9 protein-coding genes are annotated in these 14,089 nt (G+C 46.5%); 4 read left to right on the top strand and 5 right to left on the bottom strand.

Features of this window, described 5'->3' with window-relative positions:
* Positions 1-248: 248 nt before the first annotated feature.
* The 3 genes from QUB61_RS33745 to QUB61_RS33755 form a co-directional block, all read right to left on the bottom strand.
* Entirely contained in the window at positions 249-644 is a 396-nt protein-coding gene (locus tag QUB61_RS33745) for an SH3 domain-containing protein (RefSeq protein WP_333133784.1), read from the bottom strand.
* Positions 645-725: 81 nt separating this feature from the next.
* Positions 726-2,585, bottom strand: coding sequence for an N-acetylmuramoyl-L-alanine amidase (locus QUB61_RS33750; RefSeq protein WP_333133783.1), 1,860 nt, complete (start codon positions 2,583-2,585; stop codon positions 726-728).
* Between the two features lie 299 nt (positions 2,586-2,884).
* A complete protein-coding gene (locus tag QUB61_RS33755) occupies positions 2,885-4,570 on the bottom strand; it encodes an NAD(P)-binding protein (protein ID WP_333133782.1) in 1,686 nt (561 codons plus the stop codon).
* A gap of 281 nt (positions 4,571-4,851) precedes the next feature.
* Here QUB61_RS33755 and QUB61_RS33760 point away from each other — a divergent pair, with 281 nt between their 5' ends.
* Entirely contained in the window at positions 4,852-5,766 is a 915-nt protein-coding gene (locus QUB61_RS33760) for an FkbM family methyltransferase (RefSeq protein ID WP_333133781.1), read from the top strand.
* Positions 5,767-5,831: 65 nt separating this feature from the next.
* Here QUB61_RS33760 and bchH read toward each other — a convergent pair whose 3' ends face one another.
* Entirely contained in the window at positions 5,832-9,761 is a 3,930-nt protein-coding gene (gene bchH, locus QUB61_RS33765; RefSeq protein WP_333190309.1) for a magnesium chelatase subunit H, read from the bottom strand.
* Positions 9,762-9,980: 219 nt separating this feature from the next.
* Between bchH and cobJ the strand changes: the two genes are divergently transcribed.
* The 3 genes from cobJ to QUB61_RS33780 all read left to right on the top strand — a co-directional run bounded on the left by cobJ (position 9,981) and on the right by QUB61_RS33780 (position 12,802).
* Positions 9,981-11,735: a precorrin-3B C(17)-methyltransferase gene (gene cobJ / locus QUB61_RS33770; protein WP_333133778.1), complete on the top strand. Its 1,755-nt coding sequence runs from the start codon at positions 9,981-9,983 to the stop codon at positions 11,733-11,735.
* 100 nt (positions 11,736-11,835) lie between these two features.
* Positions 11,836-12,075, top strand: a complete 240-nt coding sequence (locus tag QUB61_RS33775) for a hypothetical protein (RefSeq protein WP_333133777.1) — start codon at positions 11,836-11,838, stop codon at positions 12,073-12,075.
* Between the two features lie 286 nt (positions 12,076-12,361).
* On the top strand, positions 12,362-12,802 hold the full coding sequence (locus tag QUB61_RS33780) for a hypothetical protein (protein ID WP_333133776.1): 441 nt from the start codon (positions 12,362-12,364) through the stop codon (positions 12,800-12,802).
* A gap of 395 nt (positions 12,803-13,197) precedes the next feature.
* Here the strand turns inward: QUB61_RS33780 and QUB61_RS33785 are convergent, their stop codons facing one another.
* Positions 13,198-13,974: a nucleotidyltransferase domain-containing protein gene (locus QUB61_RS33785; protein WP_333133775.1), complete on the bottom strand. Its 777-nt coding sequence runs from the start codon at positions 13,972-13,974 to the stop codon at positions 13,198-13,200.
* Positions 13,975-14,089 lie beyond the last annotated feature (115 nt).

The following is a 14,089-nucleotide window of genomic DNA, read 5'->3' on the forward strand; positions in this document are numbered from 1 at the left end:
ATATAGATTGTTTGTACTCGTTATATATTGTCTGTAAAACCCGCCCCTACATATATTGTCTGTAAAACCCGCCCCTACCCAACGGTAAATCCCCATATATGTTTTTATCCGGCGAGCAAAATCAAGGTTCATGTAGGTTATTGGTGGTGTGGGGGCGGGTTTATATAGATTGTTTGTACTCGTTATATATTGTCTGTAAAACCCGCCCCTACATATATTGTCTGTAAAACCCGCCCCTAGGAAATTCCCTATTTCCGCCAGGTGTCAAATTGGTCTTCGGAACAGCCATTAATAAATTGATTGCTCACCCAACCGTCAAGGATTGTCAAAGTTTCATTAGGAGGATTACCCGAAAATCTGGCCGCAATTTTCACCCAATTACCTTGTCTGCTGACAGCCCTAACTCCGTCTCCCCTTTTCAATTTAGCAACAACCGGGTACTGATTGCCTGGGCCTTTGCGAATGTTAACAGCGCCACCTTCACCTGTAATAAACGAGCATTGAGTTTGCTTTTTTAAAGCTTCTGCTTTTTCGGGATTAAGACTTTGCTGCTTGCCGAAAACAGGAAAACTGTAAAGTGAGAAGCTAAAACTTGCAACGACGGCTGCAATAAAAAAGGCTTTTGATTGAGTAAAAATTAGCATTATTTCATTCCCTTGGATTGGCCGAACTGAAGTCCTGACTAGGATTTTTTTGAGAAGGACTGAAGTCCTTACTACTAACTGTTATTTTACAGAGGCAAACCATTCGGTAACACCTTGGGCGATCGCCTGGGCTAACTTCTTCTGTTCTGTCGGATTCACAATCCATTCAATCTCTTCGGGATTGATCGTAAATCCCAATTCCATTAAAACAGATGGAGCAACGGCAGGACGAGTCATGGCTAAGTTGTTCCAGAATACACCATAGCTCGGACGGTTCAACTTGGCAACTAAATAATTGTGCAAAAACATTGCCAAACTGTGCGCTTGCGGGTGGAACCAGAAAGCGCCGACGCCTTTAGTATTAATGGCGTCGCCGTTATCTGGCAAAGCATTGTAGTGAATTGAAATTGCGATCGCAGGTTCTTCTTTTTGAATCATTTCCACCCTCGGCGGCAAATCCAAATCGACATCTTCTACCCGCGTCATTACCACATTCGCGCCGCGATTTACCAATTCCTCTCGCACCAATTTCGACACAATTAAAGTTACTGTTTTTTCCCTAATTCCCACTGGACTCACAGCACCTGAATCCTGCGGCCCGCCGTGTCCCGCATCGATGAGAATCTTAATTCCCGACAGCGGCTTTGCTGGCGACACAGGCATCATGCTTGTATTCGCAGGCGGGTGTTTTAAAGACAGCACTAAAGTTGTGCCGTCGTATCTCAATTTATAGCCCCACTGCTGGGCAGATTTGAGATTAAAAGTATATTGTACTTGCAGCGGCGATATTTGTTGCCATGCCAAACGCGAAATTACGGGGTCATCGTCGAGGCGAATAATGTCAGTTTGAGCGGTGGTATTGTACAGGGTTAAAGTGAAAGTGCGTTCTCCTTCCTGCACGGTGACTGGGACGGGTGTTTCTAAGGGAAATAAGACCTCTGTCCAGCCGGAAACTTGACGCGATCGCGCGCTGCGAATAATCGATCGCGGAGGCACTGCATCCTTGACAATTTGCACTTCCGATGCTTTAATCCAAGCACCGTAATCGAGTCTGAGCCATTCTCCCTCGCGCCCGATAACTGTTGCGCGCGTTCCCTTCGGCAGCGGTGTCATCCTAGAAAAATCCGTACTCGCCCCGGTTCGGGCCACGCCCGGATCTGCCGTTACTTCTGCTATTTCTAAATCTGCGGGAGAGAGAATAGAAATCTTGCCAGTACCTTGTTGGCTGATAGTTCGATCGTTCATTGTTAGCTCAAATAAAGGCACGCCTAAATCAATTTTTTCTCCTTTTGGTAGCGAGGAGTTAGACTCATTGCCCCCCGTTGCCAAGGGGGCATTAGACTCATTGCCCCCCCTTGCCAAGGGGGGGTTGGGGGGGGTTTTCCCACAGCCTTGATACTGTTCGCTGCCGCCTTTTTCGATCGGGGAGTTTTCACCTAACAGTACAGATTTGTTGTCGGGTAGTTCGACTTGCGATCGCGCTTTTAAAGGAATAGTAACGCCCGCCAATTTTACCGAAACTTGAGAATTCGCAGGTGCGATCGCCCCAAAGCAAATATATTCTCCCGGCAAACTCGCCACATCGACTTTTGGCGTCAGAGAATCTTTAGCAAAAGCCAATCCCACAGGGACTTCCGGCTGATTCGACTCGCGCGTCACCTTAATTTTGACTTCCTGATTTTCGTAACGCAAGGTAAAGACATTTTCGCCGAGTTGCAGGGGAAAAGTCGGGGCGAAATGGCCGACTGCGGTGCGCGAAATTTGGTTGCCATTTACCAACACTTGTCCCGGTGGGGGCGCTGTGCCGATTAAAAAGATGCGATCGGCGGTAGTTTTGTGGTTAGCGGGAGGATAAGCGACGAACAAAGGTTGAGCCGCCACAGCTACAGAGGCGATCGCCACGATCAGCCCAAACACAACTAATCCTAAAAATTTTATCATTCTAAATCGCAACTAATTGAGAGCCTGTTGGTTATTTATACTAGGACTTGCGCTAAGAAACCCGGGAGAAATCGGAGAATAAACTGCCTTTCTGAGGATTAGCCGTAAGTCCTATAGCGGTTCTCAAAAAAGTGAGGTATGCCCTATCCCCTATGCCCTATCCCCTATGCCCACGGAGGCCTATGCCCATGAGTACCTCATCTTTCGCTCGAAAGGCTATATTTACTATACAGGGCCCATTTTATCAGGTTTGTAGTTGCAATTGAGCGATATGCCACATAAATTCCCGCGTAAAACCATTAAGTTTTAATTAATTCAGAGGCCGTTCTCCACAGTTGATCCAACTGATTCGCCGGCATCGTCAAATACAAAACATCCCCCGCACTCAGACAACAATTCAGCAAATCCCAGCCGTGAATAGTTTGACACTTAGTTTCCGCATAAAGAGGCACAAAATCAGCAGACTTAGCAGCATCTTGAATGCGGTGGCCGCAGAAAGGATGTTTTGGCGTAATCAATGTGGCTAAGCAAACCCATAGACTATCAGCAGTCATTCCGTTGCCCAAAATTCTGCCTCCAATCGCCGCCGCCGCGAAAGCAGGAGCCGCCAATTCCGTCGGGTTCAAAACTCCTTCAAACTCAAAAACTTGCTGCACCATCAAAGCAAAATGTGGGTCTTGATTGCGGACAATAACTGAGAGTTTGGGTGCCAATCCTTTAGCGCTCAAGGCAATTTCGACATTAGACATATCGCTGCTAGTAACAGCCAAAAGTGCTGCCGCTTGCTTAACATTAGCAGCTTCCAGAGTTGCGGCCAAACTGGCACTTCCCTGAATTACCGGAATTTTCATTGAGCGAGCCGTGCTCAGAAACCGGCAGTTCGGATCTTGCTCGATCGCCACAATATCGTAACCGTTAGTGTGCAGTTCTTTAGCAATTTGGATACCCATTCCTCCGAGCCCGCAAATAATGTAATGATTGCGCTGCGGAACTCGCGCCACATCCCAATATTCGGTAAAGCGAGTTCCCAATACATAATCGTTGAGCAGTGCGTAGCAGATGCCGACGATTCCGGCTCCAACTAACATCATCACAACTGTAAATAGTTTAATGCTTTCGGGAGCTTGTTCGGCCACTTTTTCATGGCCTCCGGCTCCGGTAATCATCCCTACTGAAAAATAGAGAGAATCGACAATTGAGATATTATCGTCAACACAAATATAGGTAGCAGTAGCAAGGGCAATCATTGACAGCAGCGTCAGTACAACAATTACTGCTGCTTGGCTGTGCTGCTGAAATCTGTGCAGCCTAGTTAATGTTTTGAGCAGTTTTTGAGTTAAAGTTTTTTGGGGGCTGTGGAGAGTCGGCTGAGTGGCAACAATTAGCCGATCGCCCTGCTGACACTGCCGATCGGCAAGCACCGCCGATACTAAATCAGTTTTGTTAGCAGCCGGGAGATAATAAATCAACATTCGCGATCGATCCTCCCACAAATCGCTCAGTTTTCGATTTTTCCAAGGATGTGTTTCATCGATATATTCTTCGTGAATCGGCCAAGTGCGATCGAACAAACGCAACTGTCCTATAGCCTGACTTCCGAGAGCCGCAAAGGCAAAAACCGGAGCCGCCAATGATGAAACGCTCATGGAAGTGTGCTCGAGCAAAGTGTGGTCAATTCTGTCGCCCAAGCTAGTATTGAACAATCTGTTGATGATGCGAATCTGAGGATTGAGAATCCTCGCCTGCATCAAAATTGCCAAATTCACAGCATCATCGTCTGCTGCAATTACTAAAGTGTGAGCGTTTTGAATGCCTGCCGCCAACAAGGTAGAAGCTGCTTGCAAATTGCCGACAACCACATCAGAAGTTTCGCCGCGAATTGGGCGATCGCTAATACCAACCACAATCGCTCCTTGCTGTCTCAACAAACAAAAAATCTTGTGTCCCGTGTGGCCCAACCCGCAAACAATGATTCGAGGTTTCATAAAAATTTATTTGCCAGCCAATTTCGGAGCTGTCCTTGTAGTTTTACTTACCATTGTTGACTGCCCTGGCTTTACAGAATGTAGCTAAAAACACTATCTAGGAAACTTGTGCGGCCGCTGCCTCTAAGTTTTGAAACAGCGTACCGGTTTGAGGTATGATGTTGCTAACGGGGTGACAACCTCTGGAACCAGCTTTTTTCCACCCAAAGATAATTTTAGTCACTGAATAAAATGTAATTTTAGTGATAAACTTGTAAATACTCAAAGGGAAAAATATCAAGATGAAAGCCACGAAACTAATTTATATGATTTTGCCATACACGCGCCGTGAACTGCCGGGATGGGGAAAATTATTTGAGAAGTTAGGCGGGTATCAAAATGAATTGTGGAAAAATGCCCCCACCCGTACTATACGCGGCAAGTTTCACCAATATTTGATGACCCTAGATCTTTCCACTTGGCAGGAACGAATGACATATTTTCTAGGTCGCTACTACGAGTTAGACGTCCAACTATTCATGCTCGAAGCCGTAAAAGCGGGCGATAGTTTTATCGATATCGGAGCGAATTTAGGAATGCTTACCATGATGGCCGCACGGTGTGTTACTCCGACAGGAACTGTACATTCATTTGAACCAAATCCTGTAGTTTTTAAGCGATTGCAGGCGGCTGTGACTAACAATGACTTGCAGCAAGTTACGCTGCATAATTGCGGTCTGGCAGACCGACCAAGCGAACTGACACTAACTGTAGTTAATGAACAGTTGGGGATGGGAACTTTTACAAAAGTTTCCCAACAAGATGAGTCTCTAATTTCCAACCAGTATCAAGTACCAGTTGTTCGCGGAGATGATATTTTACCTGAAGAATTACCAGGCATCACTTTTATTAAAATAGACGTAGAAGGGTTTGAACCCGTGGTAATTCGAGGGCTCGATCGCACAATTCAACGCCTGCATCCAGTAATCTTGACAGAGGTAGTGCCGCAACATCTAGAAAGGGGCGGTTCCAGCGTGCAAGAACTTTGCGAAATTATGCAAAGTTACGGCTATCAACCTTTTAATGTCTCTACCAAACGTTCAGGGTGGGGACATCACCTGCAATTAACTAAGCCTACAGATAATAAGATGACAGAAAATGTGTTGTGGCTGCATCCAGAAAATAATCTTTCTTCGCGCCTTGAAAAGTATTTTTAAGGTTTTTGGAAGGGTGGAGTAACCCGGTTTATCTAGCCCACCCTACATGTTTATGGCTCAAAAAACTACACTGTCACCCCTTCAATTTTCTCATCAGTCAACTCGTACAACTCGCGCAACTGCTGCAACTTATCGGCATCCGGCAGCCAAAAACCCCGCCCGTTAGCCTCCAACATTCTGCCGACAATATTGCGAAAAGCTTCAGGATTAGCCTCCCGCAACTTCTGCGCCATTTCCCGATCGAAAGCATAAGTATCAGCCGCCCGATCGTAAACCCAACCATCAGTAAAATCAGCCGTTCCGCCCCAACCAATTAACGCCGTCATGCGCTGCGAAATTTCATAAGCACCGCCAGAACCTTGATTTGCCATCGCGTTAGCCCACTTAGGATTTAGCAACTTAGTTCGATATTCCAAGCGCAGCAAATCTTCTAAATTGCGCGGAGTGGTATCCTGAGAAAAACTTTCTACAAAACTCGTGTTAACCTTTTTGCCGCGCTGCTTTTCTGCGGCTTTCTTCAAACCGCCAGTATTCGCATAATACTCTTGAATATCAGTCAAACCGTATTCAACAGAATCAATTTCTTGAATTATGCGATCGCACCCTTGCAACAACTGAGTCAAAACCTCCGGCCTCGCTTCCCCCTTATCCTTCCTCCCGTAACTAAAAACATTGCGACTTTCCCAAGTTTTCCCCAACTCATCGCCCGATTCCCAACTACCATCAACAACCCTATCGTTAACCAAAGAACCAAAATCCCCAGCCGGATTAGAAAACAACCTTGCCGAATAATTCTGCACACCTTTTGCCTGCAAAATTAAAGCGTGTTTGCGAATAAAATTCTCCGATTCCGGTTCATCAGCATCCGCCGCCCGCACGAACAAATCATCCAACAATTCAATAATATTGACAAAGCTATCTCGGAAAATACCTGAAAGATTTCCCAACACATCAATCCGGGGATGACCGACATCAGCTAACGGTTTTAATTCATAGCGAACAATCCGTCCAGTACCTTCTTTAAGAGGTTCAGCCCCCACCAATTCTAGGAGAATTCCAATAGATTCGCCCCGAGTTTTAATCGCATCCAAACCCCACAACATCACCGCCACAGTCTCAGGATAATTCCCATGTTCCTCAAGGTGCTTCTCAATAATTTTCCGAGCAATTTCGCGTCCCCTTTCATAAGCCGCCGGAGAAGGCATCCGATAAGGGTCTAAAGCGTGAATATTCCGACCAGTTGGCAACACCCCAGCCCCATCCCGCAGCAAATCCCCGCCCGGTGCCGGCAGAATATATTCCCCATTCAAACCCCGCAAAAGATTAGTCAGCTCATCCGTCGTTTGCAACAACAAATCCCGCACCAAAAAACCCTCTTCAAAAACCCCATCCAACCCCTCTTGTGGCACAGGCATCTTGCCTGTGCTTGTTTGTGGCACAGGCATCTTGCCTGTGCTTGTTTGTGGCACAGGCATCTTGCCTGTGCTTGTTTGCGAAACAATTGCTTTCACCTGTTCTTGTGACAACCTATCCCCAAAATAAGCCTCAAGATAAGAGGTCATTGCCTCAGAATTAGGCGGTTCCCCGAGAACGTGCAAACCAGAAGAAAACAAGCGAAATTCCACCACCTGCAAATACTCGTAAAGCTTCACCAGATAGCGGTTAAAAGCATCAGCACTGAACATTCCCACATTCTCAAAACTAAAAGCAATCCCCAACTTGCGAGCCTCATCAAACGGACAATCAGCCTCCAAACCGCTATCTAAAATTTGCTTACAAATAGCCTCTTTCAGCACATAATTCTTTGCCGGATCTTCCCGATATTCCGCAATCAAATCCCGCAAAGCCATCAATTCCTTGTACAAGCCCGCGCGGCCGTATGGCGGCACGTTGTGAGAAATCAAAACACCGTAACCGCGCCGTTTTGCCAACATCGATTCCGAGGGATTGTTGGCAGCATAGATATAAAGATTAGGCAAACTTCCCAACAAAATATCCGACCAAGAATAGCCAGTATTTCCGAGAGGAGAACCGGGCAACCATTCAACAGTCCCGTGCATTCCGAAGTGAACCACAGCATCAGCTTGCAAATCATTTTGCAGCCACTTGTAAAAAGCAGCGTATTGAGGGTGAGGCGTCAAATCGCGATCGAACATTAAGCGCATCGGATCGCCCGAAATTCCCAGCGGCGGCTGCAAACCTATCCAAACATTCCCCAGTTGAATGCCACCGATGTGAAACTCGTCGCCGTCTGTCTTAATGCCCGTACCCGTTAAAGATTTCCACTGTTTTTCGATGCGACTTGTTAACAAATACCCCAGCCACTTCTCCAGCTTTTTGACATTAACAGTATTGCCAAACCCTCCCCTTCCATCTGCGTTCATCCCCGTTAATCCGCCCCCATCTGCGGTTGCAGCATCATCCGCCTCTTTCACCCGGCGAATTAACTCCTCACCGTCAGCCGGAATTTCTCCAACTGTATAACCTGCCGCTTGAAGTTTGTGCAGGAAATTTAGCAGCGATTTCGGTACATTTAATAAAGCAGCCGTACCCGCCGCACCGTAACCGGGAGGAAACCCGTAGAGAATAATCGCAATTTTCCTTTCAGATGGCGGAGTTTGGCGTAGTTTCACCCAATTGTTAATTCTACTTGTCAGGCGTTTCGCGCGATCGGGCACCAGATAAATATCCTCACCCACCAAACCGCCTAGGGGAACAGGATCGATCGCGCCATCCAACTCAGGCAAAGCATACAATACCACACTTTGCAAACCCCCAATCCCCTGACGAGTCCAAGAATGGATATCCTGAATCAGCAGAGGTGCGGACACAAAATAAGGTACATTTTTAGCAGTTAAAATCCGCTTAGCAACTTCCACCTGCCTTCCACCCTCCATCGAACCAGCAGGCCCGCCAACCAAAGGAAAGCCAATAGTAGAAACAATCGCATCAACTTCCACAGCATCTTTAGAAAGCGAAAGAGTTTCAATATTGCCTTGTTTGCGCCGCGCAGTTTCATCAGCAGTCGTCATCCAATCCCGCACCGCCACATGGCCTTCAACGCCATTGATAAAAATCGGCAAAGGCACAATTCCCGCATCTTCAAAATAGCGAATCAATTGAGGAATATAAGGCTGCTTGGTAATAACGTGTTTGCGGTAAAGCAAGATGCCCACAACTGGGGATTTTCCTCTGTCTGAATTTTGAGACCAATTGGTCTCAAATTTTGTGGAACGGGCATCTTGCCCGTTATAACCATTTCTATCAAGATGTCTAGCCTCTTTTGCCGAACGGGAATCTTGCCCGCCCCTAGCACTTTGATGACCGAGATACCAATCCAAATATTGCCGAGGCGATTCAAAATAACCATTATAATCAGGATGCAATAAACCCATATTGGGAGTTTCCACAGGCGGCGGAATTTCTGCAACCTTCAGCCCCAAATACTTTTCGGCAATAATCCAAAACATCGAGACAACATTATCCGCACCGCCCGCATTCCAGTAACCATAAATAATCAGCCAGTTGCGCAAATCTTGCACTTTTTGCACCGGCACATATTTTAATAATTTCGGCCCCACCTTCAAAAAGCTGATATAACCAGCCAGCTTATCTTCTTCTCGCCCATTGCTGAACTTATCCAGAATAAACTTAACAGGCTTCGGCATACCCTTCGGTTTGTCGCCAATTTTAAAAGCGCCAATTTGAGTAAGACTCATCAATTCCAAAGCCGACTCAAAAACCAGGCGAATCGGAACATTTTGCACCCTTAGACGCAGCCACATTACCGCATCGTAATCAAACAGCAAACTCCCGAAAAACACATCAGCATTCAAGAGGGCAGCCGCTACAGCGTCCGGTTCATCTGCGAGGGCGCGATCGCTAAAAACCCGTACTTCCAATCCCTGACACCCAGAAACAGCCAACTCAGCAGCTTTCCGGTACAACTCAGCATTAAAAGATTCAAACCCTGCAATTAAGACAATGCGTTTCACAGCCCAACCTCGGAATATTTGCTTCTTTTAATGATAAACTAATCGCAGAGATTCACAGACAAGATGCCTGTGCCACTAATAAAACAGAAAAACTTCTTACTTCACTTCTTACTCTTCCTTCGCGCCCTTCGCGCCTTCGCGGTTCGTCAAATATTTATTCTGGAAGTAACAAAAGATTAAAATAATCAAACCCCTCCAAACACACACATAATTAAAACCGTGAATCGAATACCTCCCGCAATAGTTATATTAGGTCAAAACAGCCAGCCGATCGCCAAAAAAATCTCCGCACATTTCCCCAGTTCCCAGATTTACGGTTTAATCGATCGCACGAACGACACAGACATCAACTTTAGCAACTTCGGCGAAACATTGCGAGAATTATTTGCAACAGAAACCCCAATCATCGGCATCTGCGCCGCCGGAATCATCATCCGCACCCTCGCCCCGCTGCTGTCAGACAAACGCGCCGAACCGCCAGTTTTAGCCGTCGCAGAAGACGGAAGCGCCGTCGTACCGCTGCTGGGCGGTTTGCACGGCGTTAACGATTTGGCCAGAGAGATTGCAGCAGCCCTGGGCGTACAACCTGCAATTACCACAACCGGAGATATCCGGTTTCGCACCGCGCTGCTGAGTCCTCCCCAAGGCTATTATTTAGCGAATCCAGAGGATGCGAAGACTTTTATTTCAAATTTGCTCGCCGGGGCAAAAGTACGCCTAGAAGGGGCTGCAAGCTGGCTTTCCGAGAGCAATTTACCGATCGCCCCCGACGCCAAATTGACTATCCGCGTCACCGAAAAAGCAATTGTGCCAACGCCCGATTGTTTAGTTTACCATCCGCAAATTGTGGCAGTTGCACTCGCAAAGCTATCGAATATTGAGCCGGAAATAGCGGTTTCATTTGTCCAGCAAGTCTTGGAAAAAGCAGGTTTAGCGCCAGCTTCCGTTGCGGGATTTTTTGCATTAAAAGAGGAGATGGGAAACCCGGCACTTGAAGCAGTTTCACAATATTTTAAAGTCCCCGTCCGCTTTTTCAATCTCTCCGAACTTGTCGAATTAGACTCAATTGAATTCAGCGAAAATAATGCCGCACAAATTGCCCTGACAGCAGCCGGTGCAAACAGTCACTTAATCGAGTACGATCGCCCAAACGCACTGAATTGCGCGATCGCCCTAGCCGCCCAACCCTTTGATGCTAGGGCGATCGGAATTAGCCGCGGCAAACTGGCGATCGTCGGTACCGGCCCCGGAGGCGCGCCCTGGATGTCCCCGGAAGTTAAGGAAATTCTGCGCGAAGCCACGGATTGGGTGGGTTACAAGTTCTATCTCGACTTAGCCGGAACCCTGGGGTTCGGGCAAAAGCGGCACGATTCCGACAACCGCGAAGAGATCGATCGGGCCCGTTTTGCCCTAGATTTAGCAGCATCAGGAAAATCTGTCGCCGTCGTTTCGTCGGGAGATCCGGGTATTTTTGCGATGGCCGCAGCGGTGTTTGAGGCGATCGACTTTGATGCCAAACCCGAATGGCAAGGCATCGATATTCGGGTCGCACCGGGCATTTCAGCCATGCAGGCGGCCGCTGCTGCGATCGGAGCACCCCTCGGACACGATTTTTGCGTGATTTCGCTTTCGGATATTCTCAAGCCTTGGGAGGTCATAGAACAGCGGATTGCGGCTGCTGCTGCTGCCGATTTAGTTATGGCATTTTACAATCCCATCTCGAAACAGCGGATTTGGCAACTCTCCAGGGCGATCGAGATTTTGTTGCAAAGTCGCGATCCTAAAACCCCCGTCATATTGGGGCGAAACCTCGGCCGGCCAGGCCAATCTGTGCGGGTTTGCACCCTCGGCGAATTCCAGCCGCAAGACGCCGACATGAGAACTTTAGTTATTGTCGGTTCCAGTCAGACTCGGATTATTCCCCGCAAATATGGAAATGTTTGGGTTTACACGCCGCGCAGGTACGAAAAATAAGTAAAGCAGCAAACACTTAGGAAATAAGTAATTGACTGAAAGCTAATTAACTTTGACAAGGAAATATTTTGCTCTCGCTGGGGGGAGTCTAGGTTAACAAATGGCGGCGAATCACTCGATCGCGATCGACCTCTTTTTTCATCTCATAGTTGTCACTCTCGATCGGCGATCGCCTTTGATTACAGAAATCCTCGGTACTGAGGATCTCGGCTTCCTGAAGCCGAGTTTTTCTGGCAGACATCGAGGGAATTTAGATACCGACTCAACCCTAGTCAGGATTTCAGCTTCTTTTTTGGAGATATCTAATTTACATCTCAGGAAACAAAAATGTTTTGTATAGCCAGAATAAAATTAAGGGCGATCCAACTCTGCTAAATTCCTTAATCCTACGATAATCCTACGGTTAGAAAAAGAGGACTTTCATAGGAGGAGTCTTCTCTATCTTTAGGTAGAGCGAATTGTTTTTGTCTTTTGATAGGCTTTCGTTAAACAAAGCTTAATATAACGGTTAAAAAAATATGAAATTTCAAACTCCTTTAGCTCCTGGGGCTGTCACCCAATTTTTGCTTCGAGTGGTGACCTGTCTAGCTTTACTCTCTGTCTTAACTCAGATGAGTCTGTAATTCTTGCCAAAAACCAAGTGGGTAGACTTCTTTACACAAGCCTTCAACCTTGATGCCGAGAAGAACATTCCAACCTTATACTCATGTTTGGCATTACTGTTTAGTTCTTTCTTGCTGGGTGCGATCGCCTATGCGAAAAATTTGGATAGCGATCGCTACAAGAATCACTGGAAAATTTTATCATTCATATTTTTCTTTCTATCTTTAGATGAAGCGGGGAGTTTACACGAAATGTTGATTGAGCCGATGCGAGGCCTGCTAAATGCCACAGGAGTTTTTTACTTTACTTGGATTGTGCCGATCGGTTTTCTGGTAGCGATATTTCTCTTCTCCTACAGTAAGTTTGTGTTGCACCTTCCTGTTTCTACAAAAAAATTGTTTGTTGCAGCCTGCGCTCTTTATATTGGAGGATCGATCGGGATGGAAATGATCGGGGATACATAGGTTCTACGGGAGAGTGGGGGCTACCCTACATGATAGTAGTGACCATTGAAGAGTCATTAGAAATGCTGGGAATCGTTGTATTTATCCACGGATTGATTTCATATATCAAGACATATTTAGGTGGCGTAAGTTGGAATATTTACATACCAGGAAAAAACTCACCAGTTACCGAGGATCAAAATATCGGTCTACCTGCCCTTAGCGAACCAGCCAACACAAATCTATTTAGGTGAATCACTTAAAACCGGGTTTAATCGACACGAAAATACTGCATTATGGCCTTTGAGCGGGAGAAAAAACCCGGTTTCTTTGGTACTGATGCGTCCTGGACTGGAGGTTCTGCGCTCTTCGGCGCACCAAACGACTAATATGTAGGGTGCTTGCTACACTAAAGACTAATTAAACGTGGAACAGCTTAGAGATGACATCCTCACCTTTACCAGAAAATCGCTAAGAGCAACCTTTGCATTAGGATTTGACGGCAAATGACTTGTAAAACTTGCCTCTTCTAATATATTAATTAGCCGATCGCGCTCTTGCTGATAAAATTCTATATCTGTATCTTCCAGCACAGATTTTTCCTCGCCAGCCAGCTTGCGATCGATCAAATCAGGAATATACGACAACTGGAACTTCTCGTTAAGTTTCACCAAATTCGCCTCGACTTCTCCCGTTTGCATCAAGTGAATCCCCGCCAGCAACACCCGGTAAACGTACAGCAGCGGCTTAACCCGACGCGGGCGTTCTTTCTCAAACAATTTCCATTGAGTTTTAGCAAAACCGAGATAGTGGTGGCTGTGGTGCTTGGTAATGCAGTTCGAGGCGATATCCTTTAATTCCTCGTGTTCCTTTGTACTGTAAACTATGAGCGGCGAATACAGTTGTTCTAGCACGTAGCCGTTGCGCTTCAACAGCAACTCAAAAAATTTCTTGATGTCGTGAGTTACTAAATCGAGTTGCATTCCCTCCCGAACTTCCGAAACTTCGATTGTTTCTTCGTAAGAAATCAGTCCAATTACTTTCGGTAGCGGCAAAATGTGTACTCCCCGCAAGTCGAAGTCAGAATCTGCGGAAGGAAAGCCGTATAAGTGCGAACCGCTGACAGTCGCAAACAGCAGCGGATAAGGTTGAACGGAGATAATTTGGGCGAGATTCGAGATGTATTCTGTCATTTTTTCAACATTTTATCAATGCTAATTTCAATTCCGGTTAAGCTGTCGCGCATTTAAATTGTATATTCAGGGCGGGCGGGACGCCCACCCCACAAGACTTTGATTTTTTTTGACA

It is taken from the genome of Microcoleus sp. C2D2 (assembly GCF_036702495.1).
Classification (GTDB): Bacteria; Cyanobacteriota; Cyanobacteriia; order Cyanobacteriales; family Microcoleaceae; genus Microcoleus.

Bases quoted from the DNA above. Each gene is read 5' to 3' on its own strand.
- QUB61_RS33760 (WP_333133781.1), top strand. From the start codon at position 4,852: ATGAAAGCCACGAAACTAATTTATATGATTTTGCCATACACGCGCCGT.
- QUB61_RS33755 (WP_333133782.1), bottom strand. From the start codon at position 4,570: ATGAAACCTCGAATCATTGTTTGCGGGTTGGGCCACACGGGACACAAG.
- QUB61_RS33745 (WP_333133784.1), bottom strand. From the start codon at position 644: ATGCTAATTTTTACTCAATCAAAAGCCTTTTTTATTGCAGCCGTCGTT.
- QUB61_RS33785 (WP_333133775.1), bottom strand. From the start codon at position 13,974: ATGACAGAATACATCTCGAATCTCGCCCAAATTATCTCCGTTCAACCT.
- QUB61_RS33775 (WP_333133777.1), top strand. From the start codon at position 11,836: ATGGCGGCGAATCACTCGATCGCGATCGACCTCTTTTTTCATCTCATA.
- QUB61_RS33750 (WP_333133783.1), bottom strand. From the start codon at position 2,585: ATGATAAAATTTTTAGGATTAGTTGTGTTTGGGCTGATCGTGGCGATC.